The sequence below is a fragment of the Nocardia sp. NPDC056952 genome, from assembly GCF_042674185.1.
Lineage (GTDB): Bacteria > Actinomycetota > Actinomycetes > Mycobacteriales > Mycobacteriaceae > Nocardia.
Window position 1 is genome coordinate 145422 of record NZ_JBHURA010000010.1, and the last position, 21765, is coordinate 167186.

General features: G+C 69.6%; 19 protein-coding genes and 1 riboswitch. Of the genes, 12 read left to right on the plus strand and 7 right to left on the minus strand.

From position 1 onward, the window contains the following. Positions 1-30: 30 nt before the first annotated feature. Together ACFTS5_RS28020 and ACFTS5_RS28025 are read right to left on the minus strand one after the other, a co-directional pair. A complete protein-coding gene (locus tag ACFTS5_RS28020) occupies positions 31-792 on the minus strand; it encodes an amino acid ABC transporter ATP-binding protein (RefSeq protein WP_378636651.1) in 762 nt (253 codons plus the stop codon). Beyond that, on the minus strand, positions 789-1799 hold the full coding sequence (locus ACFTS5_RS28025; RefSeq protein ID WP_378636654.1) for an amino acid ABC transporter permease: 1011 nt from the start codon (positions 1797-1799) through the stop codon (positions 789-791). Before ACFTS5_RS28025 ends, ACFTS5_RS28020 begins: the two co-directional genes overlap by 4 nt. A 110-nt stretch (positions 1800-1909) precedes the next feature. Continuing rightward, a riboswitch (SAM riboswitch) is annotated at positions 1910-2003 on the minus strand. 153 nt (positions 2004-2156) lie between these two features. Here ACFTS5_RS28025 and ACFTS5_RS28030 point away from each other — a divergent pair. Further along, a complete protein-coding gene (locus tag ACFTS5_RS28030; RefSeq protein ID WP_378636657.1) occupies positions 2157-3002 on the plus strand; it encodes a hypothetical protein in 846 nt (281 codons plus the stop codon). A gap of 93 nt (positions 3003-3095) precedes the next feature. On the opposite strand, the gene ACFTS5_RS28035 is transcribed toward ACFTS5_RS28030, so the two are convergent. The 5 genes from ACFTS5_RS28035 to ACFTS5_RS28055 all read right to left on the minus strand — a co-directional run bounded on the left by ACFTS5_RS28035 (position 3096) and on the right by ACFTS5_RS28055 (position 8363). Further along, on the minus strand, positions 3096-4268 hold the full coding sequence (locus ACFTS5_RS28035; protein WP_378636659.1) for a glycosyltransferase family 2 protein: 1173 nt from the start codon (positions 4266-4268) through the stop codon (positions 3096-3098). Between the two features lies 1 nt (position 4269). After that, positions 4270-5025, minus strand: a complete 756-nt coding sequence (locus ACFTS5_RS28040) for an LppM family (lipo)protein (RefSeq protein ID WP_378636832.1) — start codon at positions 5023-5025, stop codon at positions 4270-4272. A 146-nt stretch (positions 5026-5171) separates the two neighbouring features. Beyond that, positions 5172-6170, minus strand: a complete 999-nt coding sequence (locus ACFTS5_RS28045) for a carotenoid biosynthesis protein (RefSeq protein WP_378636662.1) — start codon at positions 6168-6170, stop codon at positions 5172-5174. Positions 6171-6174: 4 nt separating this feature from the next. Beyond that, a complete protein-coding gene (locus tag ACFTS5_RS28050; RefSeq protein ID WP_378636665.1) occupies positions 6175-7740 on the minus strand; it encodes a phytoene desaturase family protein in 1566 nt (521 codons plus the stop codon). After that, positions 7737-8363 carry a GNAT family N-acetyltransferase gene (locus ACFTS5_RS28055; RefSeq protein WP_378636667.1) on the minus strand — a complete coding sequence of 209 codons (627 nt, stop codon included), beginning with the start codon at positions 8361-8363 and terminating at the stop codon, positions 7737-7739. The genes ACFTS5_RS28050 and ACFTS5_RS28055 overlap by 4 nt, the downstream gene beginning before the upstream one ends. Positions 8364-8480: 117 nt before the next feature. Between ACFTS5_RS28055 and ACFTS5_RS28060 the strand changes: the two genes are divergently transcribed. The 11 genes from ACFTS5_RS28060 to ftsW all read left to right on the plus strand — a co-directional run bounded on the left by ACFTS5_RS28060 (position 8481) and on the right by ftsW (position 21758). Further along, entirely contained in the window at positions 8481-8930 is a 450-nt protein-coding gene (locus ACFTS5_RS28060; RefSeq protein ID WP_378636670.1) for an SAV_6107 family HEPN domain-containing protein, read from the plus strand. Positions 8931-9055: 125 nt separating this feature from the next. Next, positions 9056-9484 (plus strand): DUF3040 domain-containing protein, encoded by a 429-nt coding sequence (locus ACFTS5_RS28065; RefSeq protein ID WP_378636672.1) that lies wholly within the window; start codon positions 9056-9058, stop codon positions 9482-9484. A 402-nt stretch (positions 9485-9886) separates the two neighbouring features. Further along, positions 9887-10318, plus strand: coding sequence for a division/cell wall cluster transcriptional repressor MraZ (gene mraZ, locus ACFTS5_RS28070; RefSeq protein ID WP_056816815.1), 432 nt, complete (start codon positions 9887-9889; stop codon positions 10316-10318). Positions 10319-10511: 193 nt separating this feature from the next. Continuing rightward, positions 10512-11510 (plus strand): 16S rRNA (cytosine(1402)-N(4))-methyltransferase RsmH, encoded by a 999-nt coding sequence (gene rsmH, locus ACFTS5_RS28075; RefSeq protein WP_378636675.1) that lies wholly within the window; start codon positions 10512-10514, stop codon positions 11508-11510. After that, complete coding sequence (locus ACFTS5_RS28080; protein WP_378636677.1) at positions 11507-12532, plus strand: hypothetical protein; 1026 nt, start codon at positions 11507-11509, stop codon at positions 12530-12532. Before rsmH ends, ACFTS5_RS28080 begins: the two co-directional genes overlap by 4 nt. Continuing rightward, complete coding sequence (locus ACFTS5_RS28085; RefSeq protein ID WP_378636680.1) at positions 12529-14406, plus strand: peptidoglycan D,D-transpeptidase FtsI family protein; 1878 nt, start codon at positions 12529-12531, stop codon at positions 14404-14406. The genes ACFTS5_RS28080 and ACFTS5_RS28085 overlap by 4 nt, the downstream gene beginning before the upstream one ends. Before the next feature lie 170 nt (positions 14407-14576). Further along, on the plus strand, positions 14577-16166 hold the full coding sequence (locus ACFTS5_RS28090) for a UDP-N-acetylmuramoyl-L-alanyl-D-glutamate--2,6-diaminopimelate ligase (RefSeq protein ID WP_378636683.1): 1590 nt from the start codon (positions 14577-14579) through the stop codon (positions 16164-16166). Beyond that, complete coding sequence (murF, locus tag ACFTS5_RS28095) at positions 16163-17659, plus strand: UDP-N-acetylmuramoyl-tripeptide--D-alanyl-D-alanine ligase (protein ID WP_378636685.1); 1497 nt, start codon at positions 16163-16165, stop codon at positions 17657-17659. Before ACFTS5_RS28090 ends, murF begins: the two co-directional genes overlap by 4 nt. Then, on the plus strand, positions 17656-18732 hold the full coding sequence (gene mraY, locus ACFTS5_RS28100; protein WP_101463569.1) for a phospho-N-acetylmuramoyl-pentapeptide-transferase: 1077 nt from the start codon (positions 17656-17658) through the stop codon (positions 18730-18732). The genes murF and mraY overlap by 4 nt, the downstream gene beginning before the upstream one ends. 50 nt (positions 18733-18782) lie before the next feature. Further along, positions 18783-20219: a UDP-N-acetylmuramoyl-L-alanine--D-glutamate ligase gene (gene murD, locus ACFTS5_RS28105; RefSeq protein WP_378636836.1), complete on the plus strand. Its 1437-nt coding sequence runs from the start codon at positions 18783-18785 to the stop codon at positions 20217-20219. Positions 20220-20264: 45 nt separating this feature from the next. Then, entirely contained in the window at positions 20265-21758 is a 1494-nt protein-coding gene (gene ftsW, locus ACFTS5_RS28110) for a putative lipid II flippase FtsW (RefSeq protein WP_378636688.1), read from the plus strand. Positions 21759-21765 lie beyond the last annotated feature (7 nt).

Sequence of the window (21765 nt, forward strand, 5' to 3'; positions counted from 1 at the left end):
GTGTCGAAACCTGTTCGTGGGAAGGGATGTTCAGCGGACGCGGGACAGGAACGCCTGCGTGCGCGGGTGTTCGGGGTGGTCGAGAACGCTGGCGGCCTCGCCCTGTTCGACGATCACGCCCTCGTCGAGGAACACGACCGTGTCGGCGACCTCGCGGGCGAAACCGATCTCGTGGGTGACGATCACCAGCGCGGTGCCGCTGTGCGCGAGATCGCGGATCACCGCGAGGACCTCGCCGACCAGCTCCGGGTCGAGTGCGGAGGTGGGTTCGTCGAACAGGATCAGCCGTGGTTTCAAGGCCAGGGCCCGCGCGATGGCCACGCGCTGCTGCTGACCACCGGACAGCCGCCGGGGATAGGCGTCGACGAAATCGGCCAGTCCTACCCGTTCCAGAAGCTGTTTCGCCTCGGCGACCACCTCGCCGCGTGGGCGCCGCTGCGCAGAGACCGGGGCGAGCGCCACATTGTCGAGCACCGTGAGATGCGGGAACAGATTGAATTGCTGGAACACGAAGCCGATGCGGCTGCGCTGGGCGCGCACCGCGTGGTCGGGCAGCGAACGCAAGATGTTGCCGCGTTGCCGGTAACCGATCAGCTCACCGTCGATGTGCACGGTGCCCGCGTCCTGCGCTTCCAGATGGTTGAGCACCCGCAGCAGCGTGGACTTGCCGGAGCCGGAGGGCCCGATCACGGCGACCACCTCACCGGCGCGTACCGCCAGATCCACGCCACGCAGTACCTCGATGCCGCTGTAGGACTTGCGGATTCCGCGCGCCAGCACCGCTGCGGTCATCGGGTTGCTCCTCGGGGTGCGGCCGCACCGGCGGCGATCTCGGTGACCTTGGCGCGGACCCGCTGCCACGGTGTCGGCGGCAGCGCACGCTGCGCGCCCTTGGCGTAGTGCCGTTCGATGTAGTACTGCAGGATCGACAGCGCCGTGGTGAGCGCGATGTACCAGACGGTCGCCACCATCAGCAGCGGAACCACCCGGCCGTTGCGGCCGAAGATCACCTGCACCTGGTAGAACAGCTCGGCGATCGCCATCACCGACACGATCGAGGTGCCCTTGAACAGGCTGATCACCTCATTGGCCGCGTTCGGCAGAATCGAGCGCATCGCCTGCGGCAACACGATCGTGCGGAACTGGCGCCAGCGCGGAATCCCCAGCGCCGCCGCCGCTTCGAGCTGACCGTCGTCGACGGCGAGCAGACCCGCCCGGATCAGTTCGGCCGAATATGCCGCCTGATGCAGGGCCAGCCCGATCACCGCCGCGGTGAAACCGCTGATCACACCATTGACATCGAACTCGTAGAAGCCGGGGCCGAACGGAATGCCCACGGACAGGCGGGGATACAGGTAGGCGATGTTGAACCAGAACAGCAGCTGCACGATCAGCGGGATCGAACGGAAAGCCCAGATATAGGTCCAGGCGATCACCCGCAGCACGGGATTGTTCGACACCCGCCCGATCGCCAGCAGGGTGCCGAACACGAAACCGAGGGCAGTGCCCCACAGGGTGAGCTCGATGGTCACCCGGAGCGCGGCCAGCACCGACTTCGCGGTGAAGTACTGGGCGAAAGTGCCCCAGTCCCACCCCGGATTGGTGATCAGGCCGTGCGCGAACTGGGCCACCAGCAGCAGAGCGATCACCGCGACGACCCAGCGCCACGGGTGCCACGACCCGGCGATCCGGGGCAGGTCGCCGGCGGGCGCCTTGCCGCCGGATTCCGGATCGGCGGGGAGAGCGTCGCCGGGCGGTGCGGGCGCGGTCTCGGCGCCGGAAACGGCAGACGCGGTCATGGGAATCCTTCGGAAAACAGTGGAACGAGGCACAGTGACCTCCACCCGGCCAGCAACGGGTTCGCGATCTGGCGGCGCTCAGGCCGGACAGGTAGACAGCACGAAAATCTCCTCCATCGAACCCGGCAGAAGCACCCACACCCCGAAACGGGCGGGTTGCTGCGACGTCATCGAGCCAGGTCTCTCGGTCGCTCTGGATGGTTGCGCCCCGGTTTTGTGACCCGAGCTGAATCAGCATGTGGCACATGTGCGGTACCCACAACGGTAGAAATCAGCGTGAGCACAGAGGTTGGAACCGGGCGCGAGCACGGGCACAATTGCCCCGGTTCGGCGTGGTGGGGGACCCGCGGACCGGGGGTGAGCGGCGATCGGTGGGTTCGCTGGGAAATTGCGACGCGCCGAACGGGCGGTTACTTCACCTGTCCGGAATCCCGCATCGCAGGCGGTAGCGTCGGGGTTCTCTGCGTCGATGAGGAGTACGTCGTGATCATGCCGCGTCGTTCCACCGCACTGACCGCCCTGACGGTTTGCGCCGCTGCGTTGCTGTCGGCTGTGCCGTCGGCTGTTGCCGAACCGGCCGTGCCGGTGGCGCCCGCTGTCACTCGGGACGCACCCGGTGTCACGCCCGCCGCGGGGGCGGGGGATCTTCTCGGTGCCTATCAGAGTGTTGTCGAGACGCTGAAGGCGCTGGGTATCCAGCCGTTCCTCTACCCGACGGTGGCGGCGAACTGTACCGGTGACGGAGCGGGGCTTGTTCCGGCTGTTGCGGGGGCGGTGCCGGGGCCGTGGCCGGCCAACACACTGCCGATACCCGGGCTCGATCTGTCCGCGGTGAAATCCGGGCAGACTCTGTTCACGTTCCTGCCCTATGGGCTTGCGGCCGATACCGCGGCTACGAAGACGTCCGGGATGCAGGTGGCGTGGCTCAATGTGAGTACCGGGCGTGGGGGGATGGCCTCGATGGGGTCGATTGCCGACATTGTGCGGGCGATGGTGCCTGCTGAGGTTCCTGGTGAATTGCGGCCTCTTGCTGAGACGGCTATTCGGGACTTTCTCTTCGCCGCTATTCCTGTGGGGGGTGTGCGGGCTGTGCCTGTGGATACGGGGCGGGGGACTGTGTTGGCTGCTGTTTTCGGTACTACTGACAATGGTGGGCGGTCGTGCTTCTTCTTTCCGACGGTGGGGATCACCGAGGTGGCTTGAGGGTGGTTGCTCGACTCGGTGTCGAGCGGGTGCGCGCCTGCCCCTCACCCGCTCGGCGGCCCTGATGCGCCTGCGCCGTCGCGGAACTGCGGGTCAGGCGTGGTGGGCTATCGGGTCTTCGGGGGTTACCAGGGGGCGCTGTTTCCAGTGCAGGCGGCCGGTGCGGTGGCGGTGGTGGGAGCGGGTCCACAGGCTGAGGTAGTGGGCCACTGACAGGGGGTGGGCCACAGCTGAGGCGAGGTCAGTTCCGGTGGGGGGCTTGCGGGTTTCGATGGTGCGGGCGGTGAGGCGGCTGGTGACGGCGGCCAGGTAGCCGAGCAGGCCCGCGCGGCGGGTTCGGCCTCGGCCGAGGATCGCGGCCAGCGGGGGAATCCAGTAGGCGAGGGCGGCGAGGATTCCGATGGCTGCGCCGGTGTCGCGGCGGCCGCCGTAGGCCGACCACAGCCAGCGGGTGTAGCCGTCGGTGAGTTCGGTGGTGCCGGTATACATTCGGGTGCTCGCGGCGGGGCCCGCGGTCACCAGGGCGGTGCGATGGCCTGCTCGGCGGATGGCGCGGGCCAGGTCCAGGTCCTCGGTGGCGCTGGCCGCTACGGCCGCGTGGCCGCCGCCGGCGCGGTAGGCCGCGGCGTCGACGGCCAGGAACTGGCCGCACGCTACGGCGGTGGACGGGCGCAGGCTGTGGTTGGCGGGGCCGACGGGCAGGGTCGAAGCCCACGACCAGGCCAGCAGGGGCTGGATCAGTCGCTCGGCGGTCGAACCGGCGTCCTGTCTCGGCCAGGCCGAGACCAGACCTGCTCCGCGCCTGCGTAATTCGGTCACCGCCGCGGCGATCGCGTGGGGGGCCAAGCGTACGTCCGCGTCGATGAACACCAGGGCGGCCGCGTCGGTGCGGGCGGCCAGGCGCGCGCACGCGGCGGCCTTGCCGGTCCAGCCGGGGGCGGGGTGGGCGGCCGAGCGCAGGACGGTGAAGCGCTCGTCGTCGGCGATCGCGTCGAGTGCGGCTTCGTAGGTGCCGTCGGTGGACGCGTCGTCGAGAATCAGCACGCTCAGGCGGGGGACGCCGATCTGCGCGCGAAGGTCGGCGATCAGCGCGGGCAGGCGCTGCGATTCGTCGCGGGCGGGGACGCACACCGTGACCGGTTCGATCACGCCGGCGACCCCGCGCGGCAGGGTGCGCAAGGTAACCAGGTTGTAGGCGGCGGTGGCCGCGCCGAGTGCGGCCAGACCGGTGCCCGCCCAGGTGAGGTAGCGGGCCGCCGCGCTCATGTCAGCGGCCCAGTCTGCGACTGGAGATTTCGCGCCACATCTCCGAGGGGGAGAAACCGCCGCGCGGTGCGTTGGGCGGGCCGGGGTTGCGGTCGCGGAACGCCAGGCCCGCGATCAGCGCGGCCACCGCGAGGGTGATGCCGCCGACGATGCCCGCCCAGCCCGCGAACGAGCGGGTGTTGGGGTCGGCGTACTTCACCTCGGCACGCAGGGTCGACACCTCGCCCGCGGGCAGCTTCCACGACACCGTGTTCTCGCTGTCGGTGGTCTCACGGGTGCCGTTGGTCTTGGCGACGCGGGCCGGGAACGCAACGGAGAACTGCACGTCCGACCCGTGCGGCGGCACCGATTCCAGATCGACGCGCCCGGTGAGACTCACCAGATCGCCGCTGCGCTGGAATTCGAGCGTGAACATGCCCTGTGTCTGATCCGACAGGCCACCGAGCTGGCCGACCTCGCCGAAGGACAGATCGTCGAAGAACACCTGGGTGCCGACGTACCCGTCCTGGTTGTAGTTCTCCACCCGCACCTTCGCCGCCAGTTGCTCCGGCGCCTTCAGCTGCGGCCCCTTGTCGTCGGGCCCCGTCGGCACCACCGCGGCGACGATCCGCCCCGACACGCGATCGTTCGACGACACCCCCATCGACACCTGCACGCGCAGGCACCCGGCCAGCGCGGGCACGAGCAGTGCCAGCAGGACGGCAACGGCCGCGACGCGCCGCGCGGGCACGAAACGACGCGGCGAAGGAGCGGGCATGTCGGCGACGGGACTCGGCTGCACGGTTGACATCGTGCCAGGCTCAGGCCCGAGAGCCCACACGACGGGCCCAGCACTCACCGCCCACCCATGCCGATCAGGCATTTTCGCCCCGAATCGGGGTGTGTCGCCGCGGGGTCGGCCGCTCAGAACGCGCGTCGTGCGGCCCGCGCACGCAGAAACAACGGGATTCCGAGCACACCGAGACCGAGGAAACCCCAGATCGCCGACGCGGGAAGGCCGAGGAACACCGCGTGCGCGAGGGCCGAGCCGAGCCAGGTCCACGCGAACACCGCGACCGGGACCGCCACCGACGGGTCGCGCGGCGGCGGCAGGAAATGATCGAGCAGGGTGAGAATCACTGCCATGACCACGGCGACGAGCGCCCAGCCCAGGTAGTTGGTGTACGGGATCTCGGGGATGCCGGGCAGGCCCGCGTCGGTGACCGACCAGGTCCATTGGCCGTCGGCCACCATCTGCGGATCGAGGAACAGATCCCAGCCGACCGCGCCGAGGACGAACAGCCCCAGGCGCCCGGCATTCGACCCGCTGAGCAGCCGAGCGCCCGACGCGCTGGGTGGCTGGGCATGCGTGGATGCGGACCGACCGGGGCTCTGCGTGATGGAGGCGCCCGACAGGTGCGCACGGGACACGACCATGCCCGCGACGATCCAGATCGGGTACAGCCCGCCGGTCCACGCCAACGGCACGGCCAGCGGCACATCGGCGAACGCGGGCCCGAGCCGATCGACGGCGTAGGCGTAGCTGCCGAACGGGAATCCGGTCGCGGTGCCGACGATTTCGGCGGTGAGCCCCAGCCCGGACACGACGACGAAGAACCCGGCGGCCCACCGCAATCCGCGAGTGGTCGCCGCGTGCAGCAGGGCGGTCGAGGCGGACAGCACCACGACCGCGACGGTGATCCGGTCGCGCGCCACCCCCGCGCTCAACGGGTACGTGATCTGCGCGAGCACCAGTGCCAGCGCGGTCACGGCCGGTATCGCACGGCGTGGGTCGGCGCGTAACCAGGCGCGGATCGCGGCGAGGGTACGACGACCTGTGTCGAGGACCGTGCCGGTCATCGATGCCGCCGAACTGCCGGGCCGGTGCGGCCGTGATGCCGACTGCGGCGCTGTGGCGGGCATGCCTTCATCGCTTGCGCAGCGGTGTGAACCGGCGCTTGCGCCCGTCGCCGAGGACCAGGCGGGCCGCGCTGCGCCCGCTGGCTCCGGAAACTCCGCCGCCCGGATGGGTGGATGCGCCGGTGAGGTACAGGCCGGGAGCGCCGGGGACGCGCTGGTCCGACAGCTCGGGCAGCGGCCGCCACAGCATCATCTGATCGAGGGACATCTCCACATGCATGACGTTGCCGCCGCGCAGTCCCATCTCCCGCTCGAGATCGACCGGCGTCTGCACGAATCGCTGGAGCACCGACGAAGTGAAACCCGGGGCGTACCGGTCGACCTCGGCGATGATCCGGTCCGCCTCGTGCTCGGCGTGTGCTGCCCAGTCGCCGCCGTCGGCGAGTTCGTAGGGATGCCACTGCGCCCACAGCGACAGCTGATGTTCGCCCGCGGGTGCGATGGACGGGTCGAGCGCGCTGAAACTCATCGCCAGCACCACCGGGCGTGGCGGCAGCGAACCGGCCATGGCGGCGCCGTGAGCCAGTCGAAGCTGTCGGCGGTCGGAGACGAGAAACTGCAGACCACGGGCGGATTCGGCGGGGGAGGCGCCGGGGTATTCGGGTAGCCGGTCGGTGGCCAGGCGCACCACCATGCCGATGCCGGGGCCGACCCGGATGCGGCGCTGCCAGTCGTCGAGGACCCGGGGGTCGAAATCGCCCGCGCGCAACAGGTCGAGCGTGGACAGGATATGGGAGCCCGCGATCACTGTGTCGGCGTGCAGTGTCCGGCCCGATTCGGTCGTCACCTGCCACCCGGTGCCGGATCGGCGCAGCGAGGTGACGGCGTCGCCGGTGTGCAGCTCGCCACCGTCGGCCTGCAGGCGCGCGATCAACGCCGCGCTGAGCGCCCCACTCCCACCCACCGCACGCCCGGGCGGCAGTGTGTGCATGAGCGCGGCGAACCCGGCCATCGGCGCCGTCCCCGGCTCCGACATCGGCGGACCCGACTGCGCGCCGAACCACGCGAGCGACGCCTTGAGCCGTTCGTCGTCGAACCAGAAGTCCAGTAGCGCGTCACCGGACTGCAGGAACTCCCGTGACAACGCCGATCCGCCGGCCCGCGCGTCCAGCCCCCAGAACGAGCGAACGAGCCTGCCCGGCGTCGGCGGCCCGCCGAACGACCGCATCACCCGTGCGCTGCGCTCGCCCCACACCTCGACGAAGCGGCGATATGCGTCAGCGTCCTTGACACCGCAGGCGGCCGCGATCGAGGCGCACGTCTCGTCGAGATCACGGTGGAACACGATCGGCGGGCGCGCACCGTCGGACGGTGTGAAGCCCCATGGATCACAGTCGAGATAGCGCAACCCGAACCGTTCGAGCTCGAGCTCCTCGATGATCCCGGTGTGCCGGATCATGATGTGCGCCGAAGATCCACGATCAACGAGATGGCCGGGGAATCGCGCCACCGTCGACACCGCGCCACCGGGCACCTCGTCGCGCTCCAGCACCTGCACCCGGTGCCCGGCCCGGGCCAGATAACAGGCCGCGACCAGCGCGTTGTGGCCGGATCCGACCACCACCGTCGTCATGGGCGCGTGGGCGGCATCGGCAGCCTGCGCCCGAGGATGGCGAACGGCCGGGTATCGCCCGCGAACACGAAATTGCGGATCACATCGGTGAATCCGGCCCGCCGGTACAACTTCCAGGCCCGGTTCGCCTCCTCCGGGACTTCCGGGGTGGACAGCAGCACCGCGGCCTCGGCGCGGTCGGCCAGCAGCCGCTCGAGCAGGCGCGCGCCGATCCCACGGCCCTGCGCCGCCGGGTGGACGTGCAGCTCGGTGAGTTCGAAATAGTCGGCGAGCAGGTCACGGGCAGCGGCATCGGGCCATCCACAGCGCCGCATGCCGGTCTGTACCTGCTGGTGCCACCACTGCCGCGGCGCACCGCTGTACCCGTAGGCGATCGCCAGGATCGGCGCGGTGCGCAGGTCGACGCCGCCCGCGTCATCGGGCAGCACCGCGGCCACCGCCCGCCAGCCGGCCCTGGTGGTGTGTTCGGTCCACATCGGTGCGCGGTGATGTTCGGTGCCACGGGGGTAGTCCATGGCGGCGACATAGACCGACAGGGCGTCGTGCAGGCGTGCGCGCAGGGCGGCGACGCTGAGGTCGACGATGACGGGTGCGGGGGTGTGATTCGGCTTGACGGCTGTCATGGCTCTCGTCGATGGCGCGCGGACGCGGAAAGTTGTCGGTGGGTGTCCCTATATTCAATCTCAATTCAAACGTTCGAATGTTAGTTCGATCAGTGCGAGGGGCGAAAGGGGCAGCAGATGGCTGGTCACAACGATGGTCGAGCGCACGCGGGCCACGACGGGCGCGCAGGCGGACTACTACGCCAGGCCGATGCGCTGCTCACCGATTCCGCCTGGGAGCACGAACCGGGGGAGCGGTTCCGTACCGCGTACCTGGCCGCGCTGCGCGGCGCCGGCTCGATGATCGCGCTCACCGGCGCCGATCGCGCGCCGCGAGCACGGTCGCGTAGCGCCTGGGTGTTACTGAGACGCGCCAGCCCGGAGTTCGTGATGTGGGCCGACTACTTCGAGGCGCACTCGCAATTACGGGCCGCGTTGGAGGCCGGATTGGACCGAGCGATCACCGACACACAAGCTGACGAGTTCTGCTCACGGGTGGGCGCATTCCTCTACGACGTCGACGATGCGCTGGTAGCCGCGGCTAAGAGCCTCCCGCAGCCGAGTCGTGGCCGCGACATGACCGCTTAGTTATGACCGAGTAGGTGGTACGCCACCGATCGAACTCGTATCATGGGGAGCAGATAGCCGCCAAGGTCGGCTACCCGTCGCCTACCCGGAGGCGACCAGCCACGCCTAGTGCCGGGGGAGGTACCGTGCCACTCTCCGAGCACGAGCAGCGCATGCTCGAACAGATCGAGAGCGCTCTCTATGCTGAGGATCCGAAGTTCGCCTCGTCCGTCCGCGGCGGACGTCTTCGCTCCACGTCGAGTCGACGCAGACTCCAAGCTGCGGCGTTGTTCGCCGTCGGCCTCTTTCTGCTCGTCGCCGGCATCGCCGCCCCGTTCAAGCCGGGCGGTTTCCCGATCATCAGTCTCGTCGGATTCATCGCCATGTTCGGCGCTGGTGTCCTGTTGATGATCGGCAACTCGCGTCGCGCCGCCCGACCGGACGCGACCGAGCCTCCCGCGGCGGGCAGCGGCCCGACCACGGGGCACCCGGCCCGTGGTGGTCGCCAGCGCAAGTCCGGCGGCTTCTCCGAGCGAATGGAAGACCGATTCCGGCGACGGTTCGAGCAGGAATAGCTCAGACCTAGCCGACTACGTTGGCGGCGCCACATCCAGTAAGGGTGTGGCGCCGCTTTCGTGCGTCTATGGGCGCGGTGACTGTCAGAACGCGAGGCCAGGGCGGTTCCCCCACCTTCCCCACCGCTCCCCACACTTGCCCCACCCGGTCACTCGGCCGACGTCGCACCTGCGATGTTTGCTGAACGTTGTCGGAACGAGGGGTTGCCGACCCGCGCGGGTTGCCCGAACACGGGATAACCGCGAATCTCAGTGATAGCTGGGATGACCTGCGGAATTGTGTTGGCGGGGAGCAGGATCACTCAGGGTTTCGATTGAAAGTGGGGGAAAGTGGGGTAATGTGGGTCGCGCACTACAGGAGAGGCCGTACGGCGAGGTGAATCCAGTAGGGAGGTGGCCGAGATGTTCCTCGGTACCTACACCCCCCGATTGGACGACAAAGGGCGGCTGACGTTGCCTGCGAAGTTTCGAGACGATCTGGCGGGAGGGTTGATGGTCACGAAAGGCCAAGACCACAGCCTGGCCGTGTATCCGAAAGACGAGTTCACCGCGCTCGCGCGGCGAGCCGCGTCGGCGTCCCGAAGTAACCCGCAGGCAAGGGCTTTCGTCCGAGCGCTGGCGGCGGGCACCGACGAGCAACGTCCGGACGCGCAGGGCCGGATCACGCTGTCGCCGGACCATCGGCGCTATGCGAACCTCTCGCGGGATTGCGTGGTGATCGGTTCGGTCGACTTCCTCGAAATATGGGATAAGCAGGCGTGGGAGACCTACCTCGAAGAACACGAGGAGGACTACGCGCAAGCCGGAGACGAGTCGCTGGGCGGAATCTTCTGACCCGGAGCACGCGAGTGCTGCGAGGCCTCTGCCCGGGCGTGGACCCTGACGTACTTCCCCGACGCCAGGTGCCTTGCCCCGGTCAGAGACCTCGAAGCATTCGCATCAACTCGTTCGACAAGCACTCATTCGAAAAGCACTGTGTGGCACGGCGATCCGTCTGCGACGCGAGGCAGTATCCCGGGAGGTCGAGGTGAACCATGACGCCGAGAACCCCCGTCATGTGCCGGTTCTGCTCGAGCGCGCCGACGATCTGCTCGGCCCCGCGCTGAGCGAACCGGGCGCCGTCTACATCGACGCGACCCTCGGATTGGGCGGGCACGCCGAGCATTTCCTGCGCACCTACCCGCAAGCGCGGCTGGTCGGTCTCGACCGCGACACCACCGCGTTGCGCATGGCAGGCGAGCGCCTGGCGCCCTACGCCGACCGGATCACGCTGGTACACACGCGATACGACGGCATCCCCGCGGCCCTGGCCGAAGCGGGGCTCGACGAAACCGGTTCCGTCTCAGCCATCCTCATGGATTTGGGCGTGTCCTCGATGCAGCTCGACGAGGCCGAACGCGGCTTCGCGTACTCCGTCGACGCACCGCTGGACATGCGCATGGACCCGACCACCGGGATCACCGCGGCCGACGTGCTCAACACCTACAGCCACGGCGACCTGGCCAGGGTGCTGAAAACCTATGGCGACGAACGGTTCGCGGGCAAGATCGCCTCGGAGGTGCTGCGCAGGCGGGCGGTCAAGCCGTTCGCCACCAGCGCCGAACTCGTCGAGGTGCTCTACGCGACCATTCCGGCCGCGGCGCGCCGCACCGGCGGACATCCGGCCAAGCGCTCGTTCCAGGCGCTGCGGGTGGAGGTCAACGGTGAGCTCGACTCGCTGCGGGCGGCCCTGCCCGCGGCACTGGATTCACTGCGTGTGGGCGGACGGATCTGCGTCATGTCGTACCAGTCGCTCGAAGACCGGCTGGTCAAGCACGAACTCGCGCCACGGATCGTGTCCCGGTCGCCGATGGACCTGCCGGTCGAACTGCCCGGCATGGGACCGGAATTCCGGATGCTGACCCGTGGAGCGGAAAAAGCGACCGAGTCCGAGATCGAGGTCAATCCGCGATCCGCGCCGGTGCGGATGCGCGCGGCCGAACGAATCGCGGAGAGGTCAGGGAGGACACAGGAGGGGACACGATGAGCGTGCGGACGAGCACAGTCGCGGTGCCGAGCAAGGCGGCCCGGCGCGTGGAGGCGGCCGAACGAGTGAAGTCCGGTGCGGCACAGCGGGCCTATGCCCGCAAGCGCACCAGGGAACAGCTGCTCGACGGCATCGAACTGCCCGAACCGTCCTCGACGATGGCGGGGCGGATCCCGTTCGTCACCGCGATCATCGGACTGCTCGGCTGCGGCCTCGCCCTGACCCTGTTGCTCACCACTCGTGCCGCCGAGGACAGCTACCAGCTCGGTGACGCCAGGGCGGTCAACCGCAAGCTCGACGACGAGCGGGCCGCGCTGCAGCGCGAGGTCGCCGCCGCCGACTCCGCTCCCGAATTGGCCGCCCGTGCACGTGAGCTCGGCATGATCCCCGCGAAGGATCCGGCCCGGCTGGTGATCGGCGCCGACGGCGAGGTCACCGTGATCGGTAACCCGACGCCCGCGCAGGGTGCGCCGGTGCCGCCGCTCAACGGTCCGCCCACCACCGCCCCGAACACCCCGGCGCCGGGACACGCCCAGGCCCAGGGCGAGCGGGTCGTCCCGGTGCAGCCGGGTGCGGCCACCGCGAGTCCGAGCGCGCCCAACGGTGCCGCGCCCAACAGCGTTCCGGCGAACGTGCTCGCGTCTCCGCCCGCGCCGACGGCCCCCACCGTGAACGCGCCGCAGCCCGCGGTCGCTCCGGCCCCGGTCGACGCGGCCGTCCCCGCTCCGGCGAACGGTCAGGCACCGGCGGCGAACGGTGAAGCCCCCGCTCTGGACGGCGCTGCCCCGGCCCCGCTCGCCCCGGCGACGGTGCCCGATCGCATCGACGTCGCGGGTCAGGGCGAACCACTGGTCTCGGCCGACACGCCCGCGCTCGCACCGGATGTCGTGGCCGACCCGCCGATTCCGGCCGGTGCGCCGTTACCGGGTGCGGTGGCTCCGGCCCCCGGACTACGAGCCCCTTCGGCCGGACCGCCGAGTGAACAGCCGCAGGTTGTCGAATCGCAGGATGGTCCTCGATGAAGCAGAGCGGGCCCGCGTCGCAGCAGCGACGCGGGCCGGTCTCGTCGAGGGCCCGCCGCGCAGGCTCGCTCTCGCCGGACCGGCCGATCCGCCTGCGCCTCGGCGTCGGCCGGGTCACCCTGCTGGCCACGTTGGCCGTGGTCGCGTTGCAGCTGCTCTACATTCAGAGTCTCGCCGCTCCCGCGCTGTCGGCGCAGGCGGCCTCGCAGCGCACCATCAAGGCCACCGAGGCGGCCGTGCGCGGCCCCATCACCGACCGGCACGGCAACCAGCTCGCCTTCACCCTCACCGTGAAAGCTCTGACCTTCCAGCCGGTGACGGAGCGCGAGAAAATGGTCGAAGCCAAGAAGCTGAAGCCCAGTGCGCCGGACCCCGAACAGCGGCTGAAGGACATCGCGAAGTTCATCCACGAGAAGCTCGGCGCGCCCACCGAGCAGGAACTGCTCGACAAGCTCAAGAGCGACAAGAAGTTCCACTATCTGGCCAAGAACGTCGATCCGCGCGTGGCGGCCGAGATCACCGCCAAGTTCCCGGAGGTCGGTGCCGAACGGCAGGACCTGCGCGAGTACCCGGGTGGCTCGCTGGCGTCCAATGTCGTCGGCGCGATCGGCGGCGATCGGCACGGTCAGATGGGGCTGGAATCGGCGCTGGACTCGGTGCTGTCGGGTACCGACGGTTCGCGCACCTACGACCAGGGTTCCGACGGTGCGGTGATCCCCGGCAGTTACCGGGATCTGCAGCCGGCGGTGAACGGCTACGGCGTCGAGCTGACTCTCGACGCGGACCTGCAGTACTACGTGCAGCAGCAGGTGCAACAGGCCAAACAGGTGTCCGGCGCGTCCTCCGCCTCGGCGGTGGTGCTCGACGCCAAGACCGGCCAGGTGCTCGCGATGGCCAACGACGGTACCTTCAATCCCGCACTGGGCCCGAACCATTGGGCCTCGGGCAAGATGGGCAACCCCTCGGTCTCCGAACCCTTCGAACCCGGCTCGGTGAACAAGATCATCACCGCGGCGGCCGCCATCGAATACGGCGTGACCACCCCTGACGAAGTACTCCAGGTGCCGGGCTCGATCCGGATGTCGGGCGTTACGGTGAACGACGCGTGGCAGCACGATGTCGCGCCCTATACGACCACCGGCATCTTCGGAAAGTCCTCCAACGTCGGCACTCTCATGCTGGCCCAGCGCGTGGGCGAGGACCGCTTCGCCGACATGGTCACCCGCTTCGGGCTCGGCCAGCGCACCGGCGTCGGCCTGCCCGGCGAGAGCGGCGGCCAGGTACCCGCCCGCGACCAGTGGTCCGGCGGTTCCTTCGCGAATCTGCCCATCGGTCAGGGACTCTCGATGACGACCCTGCAGATGACGGCCATGTACCAGGCCATCGCCAACGACGGCCTGCGGATCCCGCCGCGCATCGTCAAGGCCAAGGTCGCCCCCGACGGCACCCGCACCGAGGAGTTGCAGCCCGACGGCGTGCGCGTGGTCAGCCCGCAGACCGCGCACACCCTGCGTGAGCTGTTCCAGGCGACCGTGCAGAAGGACCCGATGGGCGTGCAGATGGGCACCGGCGCGCCCGCCTCGATCGAGGGGTACCAGGTGGCGGGCAAGACCGGCACCGCGCAGAAGGTCGACCCCGCGTGCCGCTGCTATTCGACCTCGTCGTTCTACAGCACGTTCGCCGGGATGGCGCCCGCCGACAACCCCCGCTACGTGATCGGCATGATGCTCGACGCGCCCGTGCGCAGCTCCGATGGCACCGGGGGCGGCTCGGCCGCACCGCTGTTCCACAGCATCGCCTCCTGGGCGTTGCAGCGCGACCGGGTGCCGCCCTCCCCGGAGGCCAAGCGACTGGTGCTGGAGGCGGTGTCATAACGGCTGGTGCCGCAGTTCTCGGCCCTTTCGTCGCACCTTCCACTCAGTCCGGCGGCGGGCGGGCCGAGAACACCGATTAACTCAACCCGCGTTGTCCGACCGACACCGCGCGTCGGTAACCTGACTGCTCGTCTCGCCCACGCGCTCGATCACTCTCAGAGAGGAGCCTTGTGCCCGCGCAGTCCAGCCCGCACGCGCTCCGGCCAACCACTCCGCTGTCGACGTCGCTGCAGGCCGTGGCGGACCTCACCGGTGCCACGTCGGTGCCCCCGGCGTCCGCCGAGGTGATGGTCACCGGCATCGAGCAACGATCCAAGGCGGTGCGCGCCGGAGACCTGTTCGCCGCGCTCCCCGGCGCGAACTCGCACGGCGCCCGATTCGCCGCCGACGCGATCGCGAACGGCGCGGTCGCCGTGTTCACCGATGCCGCGGGCGCCGAGCTGATCGGTGACGTCGCGGTGCCCGTGCTGGTGCGCGAGCAGCCCCGTGCGGTACTCGGCGAGCTGTCCGCCGAGATCTACGGCCACCCCAGCGATCGGCTGCGCATCATCGGCATCACCGGCACCTCGGGTAAGACGACCACTTCGTATCTGGTGGAAGCCGGTCTGGCCGCGGCCGGACTGTCCACCGGGCTGATCGGCACCATCGAAACGCGGATCGGCGGGCAGCGGGTGCCGAGTGCGCTCACCACGCCCGAGGCGCCGCAGCTGCACGCGATGTTCGCCGCGATGGTCGAGCAGGGTGTCGACGCGGTCGTGATGGAGGTGTCGAGCCACGCGCTCGCGCTGGGCCGGGTCGACGGCGTGCGGTTCGCGGTCGGCGCGTTCACCAACCTGTCGCAGGACCATCTCGACTTCCACAAGGACTTCGAGGACTACTTCGCCGCGAAACGTCGGCTGTTCGACGCGGATTCGCCGGTTGCCGCGCGCACCGCGGTGATCTGCGTCGACGACGAATGGGGCACCCGCCTGGCCGGTGATCTGGTCGAGCCGGTCACCGTGTCGACCACCGGCGCGGCGACCTGGCAGGTCAGCGGTGACATCAAGACCACCGGTGGCGAGCAGGAATTCACCGCTGCCGGACCCGACGGCGAACTGACGGTGCGCCTGCGCCTGCCCGGCCGCTACAACGTCGCCAACGCGCTGCTGGCCGTCGCCACGTGCGCCGCGGCAGGCGTCGATCCGGCGATCGCAGCTCCGGCGCTGGCCGTCGTGGACGTGCCGGGCCGGATGCAGCGCGTCGAGCGCGGCCAGGACTTCCTCGCCGTCGTCGACTACGCGCACAAGCCCGCCGCCATCGAGTCCGTGGTCACCACCCTGCGCGGCCACCTCGTCGAAGCGGGTACGGGCAGGCTGGCTGTCGTGCTCGGCGCCGGTGGCGACCGTGACGTGGCCAAACGCCCGCTCATGGGCGCCGCGGCGGCCCGCGCCGACTTGGTGATCGTCACCGACGACAACCCACGCACCGAGGACCCGGCGGCCATCAGGTCCGCCGTGGTGGCCGGTGCGCACGAACTCCCGGCCACCGACCGCGGCGAGATCCGTGAGATCGGTGACCGCGCGGCGGCCATCGCCGCGGCCATCGCCTGGGCGCGCGCGGGCGATGTGGTGCTCGTCGCGGGCAAGGGCCACGAGGCGGGCCAGGAGATCAAGGGCGTCAAGCATCCCTTCGACGACCGCGAGGTGGTCGCGGCGGCGCTGGATGCCCTGCGGATACGACACAGTCCGCACACGGACTCGGAGGACTTGACAGTTTCATGATCGAGATGACACTGCGGGAGATCGCGGACGTCGTCGGCGGCGAGCTGCACGACGTACCCGACCCCCAGGCACTGGTGACCGGTTCGGTCGAATTCGATTCGCGCCGAATCGGTTCCGGCGATCTGTTCCTCGCCCTACCCGGCGCCAACTCCGACGGACACGACTTCGCCGCGAAGGCGGTCGCCGCCGGGGCGGTCGCGGTACTCGCTGCCCGCCCGGTCGGCGTGCCCGCCATTGTGGTGGCCCCCGACCTCGGTGCGGTTCCGGGGACGTCGGTGGCGCTCAGCCACGATGACAGCGTCGGCTCCGGCGCGGCCGTGCTGGCCGCGCTGGCCGAGCTGGCCCGGGTCAGCACCGAGAGGCTGGCCGAGCGCACCGGTCTCACCGTCGTCGGCGTCACCGGGTCCTCCGGCAAGACCTCGACCAAGGATCTGCTGGCCGCCGTGCTGGCGCCGCTCGGTTCGGTCATCGCCCCGCCCGGCTCGTTCAACAGCGAACTCGGCCACCCGTGGACGGCTCTGCGCGCCGGCCTGGACACCAAGTTCCTCGCGCTCGAACTGTCGGCTCGCGGTGTCGGCCACATCGCCGCCGCGGCCCGCATCGCGCCGCCGCGGATCGGTGTCGTGCTCAATGTCGGCACCGCCCATCTCGGCGAATTCGGTAGCCGCGAGGCGATCGCGCAAGCCAAGGGCGAGCTCGTCGAGGCACTGCCCGCCGAGGGGCTGGCCGTGCTCAACGCCGACGACCCCAATGTCGCGGCCATGGCGTCGCGAACCAAGGCGCGCGTCGTGAAGGTCGGCCTGTCCGGTGACGCCGACATCCGCGCCACCGACGTGGTCACCGACGACCAGGCCCGCGCCCACTTCACCCTGCGCGTGGGCGGCGAATCGATCCCGGTGCGACTCGCTGTGCACGGCGAACACCAGGTCGGCAACGCCCTGGCCGCCGCTGCCGTCGCTCTCGAATGCGGCGCCGATCTGGCCACCGTCGCCCAGGCGCTGTCCGGCGCCACCGCGGCCTCGGTCCGCCGGATGGACGTGACTACCACCCCCGCGGGCGTCACCGTGATCAACGACTCCTACAACGCCAACCCCGACTCGGTGCGCGCGGCGCTCAAAGCGCTGGTCACCCTGGCGAAATCGGCCGACGAGCCCCGGCGCAGCTGGGCAGTGCTCGGTGAAATGGGCGAACTCGGCGACACCTCGGTGATCGAACACGACGCGATCGGACGCCTGGCCGTGCGCCTCGACGTCGACCGGTTGATCGTGGTCGGCACCGGACGACCCTCCCACGGCATGCACCAGGGAGCGGTGATGGAAGGCTCATGGGGCGAGGAATCGATCCTCGTTCCCGATATCGACGCGGCGATCGCGCTGCTCGACGACGAGATCGCCGCAGGCGATGTGGTACTGGTCAAGGCGTCGAAGGCGGTGGGCCTGTGGGCCGTCGCCGAGCACCTGACCGGGGCAGCGGAAGGTAATACAGCTCGATGAGGCAAATTCTGTTCGCGGCGGGGATCGCACTGGCGGTGTCGATCCTGCTGACGCCGTTGCTGGTTCGGGTGTTCGCCAGACAGGGCTTCGGCCAGGAGATCCGGGTCGACGGCCCGGCCAGTCACCAGGCCAAGCGCGGCACCCCGACCATGGGCGGTGTCGCGATCCTGATCGGCATGTGGGCGGGCTATCTCGGCTCGCACCTGATCGGCATCGGCTACGACGCGGAGGGCCCGACGGCGTCGGGTCTGCTCGTGCTCGGGCTCACCACCGCGCTCGGCGTCGTCGGTTTCCTCGACGACTTCATCAAGCTGCGCAAGCAGCGCAACCTCGGGCTCTCGGCCGCGGGCAAGTACATCGGGCAGACCGCCGCGGCGGTCATCTTCGCGGTGCTGGCCCTGCAGTTCCGCAGCACCGACGGGCTCAGCCCCGCCAGCAAGCACCTGTCGTACGTGCGCGACTGGAACACGGTGTCGATGGGCGCGATCATCTTCGTCGTCTGGGTGCTGTTCCTGGTCGTGGCCTGGTCCAACGCGGTGAACCTGACCGACGGCCTCGACGGTCTCGCGGCCGGTTCGATGAGCCTGCTGCTCGGCGCGTACGTGATCATCACCTTCTGGCAGTACCGCAACTCCTGCTCCACCAGCCCCGAAGCCGGGTGCTACAACGTGCGTGACCCGCTGGACCTGGCCCTGGTCTGTGCCGCCGCGGCCGCCGCGTGTATCGGATTCCTGTGGTGGAACGCCGCGCCCGCGCGAATCTTCATGGGCGACACCGGTTCGCTGGCACTCGGCGGCCTGATCGCCGGTCTGTCGATCACCACCCGCACCGAGCTGCTGATGGCCGTGATCGGCGCGCTGTTCGTCGCCGAGGCGGCATCGGTCATGCTGCAGGTGGCGGTGTACCGCACCACGCGCAATCGGTTGTTCAAGATGGCGCCGTTCCACCATCACTTCGAGTTGAGTAAGTGGGCCGAAACCACGGTGATCATCCGGTTCTGGATTTTGGCGGGCATCTCCGCCGCAGTGGGCCTCGGCCTGTTCTACAGCGAATATCTGTCACAGGTCGGGTGAGTAGAGACATGGTCGAACACTCTCCCCGCGCCCTGCGTTCCCCGGGCCCGATGCTCGAATTCCTGCGTGGCCGTGACGTTCTCGTCGCCGGTTGGGGCGTCTCCGGGCGCTCGCTGATCGAACCGCTGCGCGATATCGGCGCCCACCCCGTCGTCACCGACAACGGCGCGAAGGCGCTCGCCGAGGCCGCCGAACTCGGCCTCGAGATCGCCACCAGCGTCGAACTCGAAAGCGCCGACCTGAGCCGGTTCGCGCTCGTGATCACCAGCCCGGGCTGGCGGCCGGATTCGCCGGTGCTGGTCTCGGCGGTCACCGAGGGCGTGCCCGTCTGGGGCGACGTCGAATTCGCCTGGTGGGTCGATCAGGCCCGCATCTACGGCCCGGTCCGCAAATGGCTGGTGATCACCGGCACCAACGGCAAGACCACCACCACCCAGATGACGCACTCGATCCTGCGCGCCGCCGGCATCTCCAGCGTGGCCTGCGGCAATATCGGCCTGCCGATCCTGGACGCACTGCGCCGCAACCCCGGCCCGCAGGTTCTCGCCGTCGAGCTGTCCTCGTTCCAGCTGCACTGGGCGCCGTCGGTGCGGCCCGAGGCGGGCGTCGTGCTCAATGTCGCCGAGGATCACCTGGACTGGCACGGCGGTCTCGATGCCTACGCCGCCGCGAAGGCCCGCGCGCTGACCGGTCGCGTCGGCGTCGTCGGCCTCGACGACCCGGTCGCCGGCGCACTGGCCCGCAAGGCCAAGGCGCGGCGCACCGTCGGCTTCCGGATCGGTGTCCCCGCCGACGGTGAGCTGGGTGTGGTCGACGGCAAGCTCCTCGACCGCGCCTTCACCAAGGCCGCGATCCTCGCCGAGACCAGCGACATCAGCCCGCCGGGACCCGCGGGCATCGCCGACGCGCTGGCCGCGTCCGCGCTGACCAGGGCCATCGACGTGGCGCCGCAGTTCGTCAAGGAAGGTCTCGCCGAGCACAAGGTGGGCCCGCACCGCACCGCGTTCGTGCGCGAACTCGGCGGTGTGGAGTTCATCGACGACTCCAAGGCCACCAACCCGCACGCCGCGCGCGCCGCGATCATGGCGCACCCGCAGGTGGTCTGGGTGGCGGGCGGTCTGCTCAAGGGCGCAAGTGTCGACGATCTGATCGAAGAGATCGGTGACCGTCTGGTCGGCGCGGTGCTGTTCGGGGCCGACGCGCCGGTGATCGCCGCCGCGATGACGCGACACGCACCCGAAGTCCCGGTCATCGAGCTGGATGCGGGAGACGATGCAGACATGGAGTCGTCGAGATCGCAGCGAGCCGAGGCGGTCATGGGCCGCGCGGTGCGCGCCGCGGCGGGTCTGGCTCGCGCCGGAGACACTGTCCTGCTCGCGCCCGCGGCCGCTTCCCTCGACATGTACGACGACTACACCCATCGCGGACGCTGTTTCGTGGATGCGGTGACGGCACTGGAAGATGGTGACATCGGGCGGGCGCTGTGACGAAGGCGCGCCCGGCCGAGCAGTCACCGCCCAAGAGGGGGCAGCGTGGTTAAGAGCCGGGGCAGCGTGGACGACAGCCGGGTCGGTAAGGGCCAGGCGGGCGCGAGTACTCGCCGGAAGAGTTCGGGGCAGCCGAATTGGGCGGGGGAGCGCTTCGGCGCGTGGTTGGCCCGGCCGCTCGCGTCGTTCCATCTGATCGTCACCATCGCGACCCTGCTCACTGTCCTGGGTCTGGTGATGGTGCTGTCGGCGTCGAGCGTCGAGGCCTACGCCGGTGGTGGTTCGGCCTACGCGCTGTTCATCCAGCAGGCCATGTTCGCCGGGCTCGGTGCCATCGCCTTCTATGTGGCGTTGCGGTTGCCGCTGCGGTTCCTGCGCCAGTGGTCGTTCCCGATCTTCAGCATCTCGGTGCTCGCGTTGGTACTGGTGCTCATCCCGGGCATCGGCTCGATCCACGGCGGCGCGCGACGCTGGTTCGACATCGGCCCGCTGTCGATCCAGCCCTCCGAAGTCGTCAAGGTGACCCTGATCGTGTGGGGTGCGCATCTGCTCGCCTCGCGCCGGGGCGCCCAGCTCAAGGACATCCTGGTGCCGCTGGTGCCCGCCGGTCTGCTGGTGTGCCTGCTGGTGGTGCTCGAGCCGAACCTGTCGACCACCATCGCCCTCGGCATCGTGCTGATGGCGCTGCTGTGGTTCGGCGGGCTGCCGGCGCGGCTGTTCGTCGGGATCATGGTGACCGGTCTGGTCGCCGCTTCCGTGCTGGCACTCTCGGCCGGGTACCGCTCCGATCGTGTGCGGGCGTTCTTCAATCCCGGTGACGATCCGCAGGGGGTCAACTACCAGGCGCGTCAAGCCAAGTACTCCCTCGCCGACGGCGGTATCTGGGGCCGCGGCCTCGGGCAGAGCCGCGCGAAGTGGAGCTACCTGCCCAACTCGCACAACGACTTCATCTTCGCCATCATCGGCGAGGAACTCGGCTTCCTGGGCTGCATGCTGGTCTTGGCGCTGCTCGCCCTGTTCGTCTACGCGGGTATCCGCATCGCACTGCGCTCGGTCGACCCGTTCCTGCGCCTGCTCACCGCTACCGCCACCACCTGGATCACCGCGCAGGCGCTGATCAACATCGGCTATGTCGTCGGGCTGCTGCCGGTGACCGGTCTGCAGTTGCCGCTCGTCTCGGCCGGTGGTTCGTCGCTGGCGATCACGCTGTTCATGTTCGGCATCATCGCCAGCGCCGCCCGGCACGAACCCGAAGCGGTGTCGGCGTTGAAGGCAGGTCAGGACGGCAGGCTCAGCAGGCTGCTCCGACTACCGGTGCCCGAGCTGTACACCCCGCCGGCGCCACGCAAAGTCGCGCCGCGCGCCCGCACCGAACGACCACGTCAGGCCCCTCGCCGCCAGCCGCCCGCCGACCGCAGGCGACGGGTGCCGGAAAGCCGCGGCACGAGTTCGCTACGGTCGACAAGAGCATGGGAGCCGACCTACCCGATGCCACACCGCCCGGTGAAACGGCGGACCGGCGGAGGCGGCGGCGCATGACCACGCA

Excerpts from the sequence above, each read along its gene's own strand:
- ACFTS5_RS28025 (WP_378636654.1), bottom strand. The coding sequence starts at position 1,799 with ATGACCGCGTCTGCCGTTTCCGGCGCCGAGACCGCGCCCGCACCGCCC.
- ACFTS5_RS28045 (WP_378636662.1), bottom strand. The coding sequence starts at position 6,170 with ATGCCCGCCACAGCGCCGCAGTCGGCATCACGGCCGCACCGGCCCGGC.
- ACFTS5_RS28060 (WP_378636670.1), top strand. The coding sequence starts at position 8,481 with ATGGCTGGTCACAACGATGGTCGAGCGCACGCGGGCCACGACGGGCGC.
- ACFTS5_RS28050 (WP_378636665.1), bottom strand. The coding sequence starts at position 7,740 with ATGACGACGGTGGTGGTCGGATCCGGCCACAACGCGCTGGTCGCGGCC.
- ACFTS5_RS28080 (WP_378636677.1), top strand. The coding sequence starts at position 11,507 with ATGAGCGTGCGGACGAGCACAGTCGCGGTGCCGAGCAAGGCGGCCCGG.
- ACFTS5_RS28020 (WP_378636651.1), bottom strand. The coding sequence starts at position 792 with ATGACCGCAGCGGTGCTGGCGCGCGGAATCCGCAAGTCCTACAGCGGC.
- murD (WP_378636836.1), top strand. The coding sequence starts at position 18,783 with ATGCTCGAATTCCTGCGTGGCCGTGACGTTCTCGTCGCCGGTTGGGGC.
- ACFTS5_RS28055 (WP_378636667.1), bottom strand. The coding sequence starts at position 8,363 with ATGACAGCCGTCAAGCCGAATCACACCCCCGCACCCGTCATCGTCGAC.
- murF (WP_378636685.1), top strand. The coding sequence starts at position 16,163 with ATGATCGAGATGACACTGCGGGAGATCGCGGACGTCGTCGGCGGCGAG.
- mraZ (WP_056816815.1), top strand. The coding sequence starts at position 9,887 with ATGTTCCTCGGTACCTACACCCCCCGATTGGACGACAAAGGGCGGCTG.
- ACFTS5_RS28035 (WP_378636659.1), bottom strand. The coding sequence starts at position 4,268 with ATGAGCGCGGCGGCCCGCTACCTCACCTGGGCGGGCACCGGTCTGGCC.
- mraY (WP_101463569.1), top strand. The coding sequence starts at position 17,656 with ATGAGGCAAATTCTGTTCGCGGCGGGGATCGCACTGGCGGTGTCGATC.
- ACFTS5_RS28085 (WP_378636680.1), top strand. The coding sequence starts at position 12,529 with ATGAAGCAGAGCGGGCCCGCGTCGCAGCAGCGACGCGGGCCGGTCTCG.
- ACFTS5_RS28040 (WP_378636832.1), bottom strand. The coding sequence starts at position 5,025 with ATGCCCGCTCCTTCGCCGCGTCGTTTCGTGCCCGCGCGGCGCGTCGCG.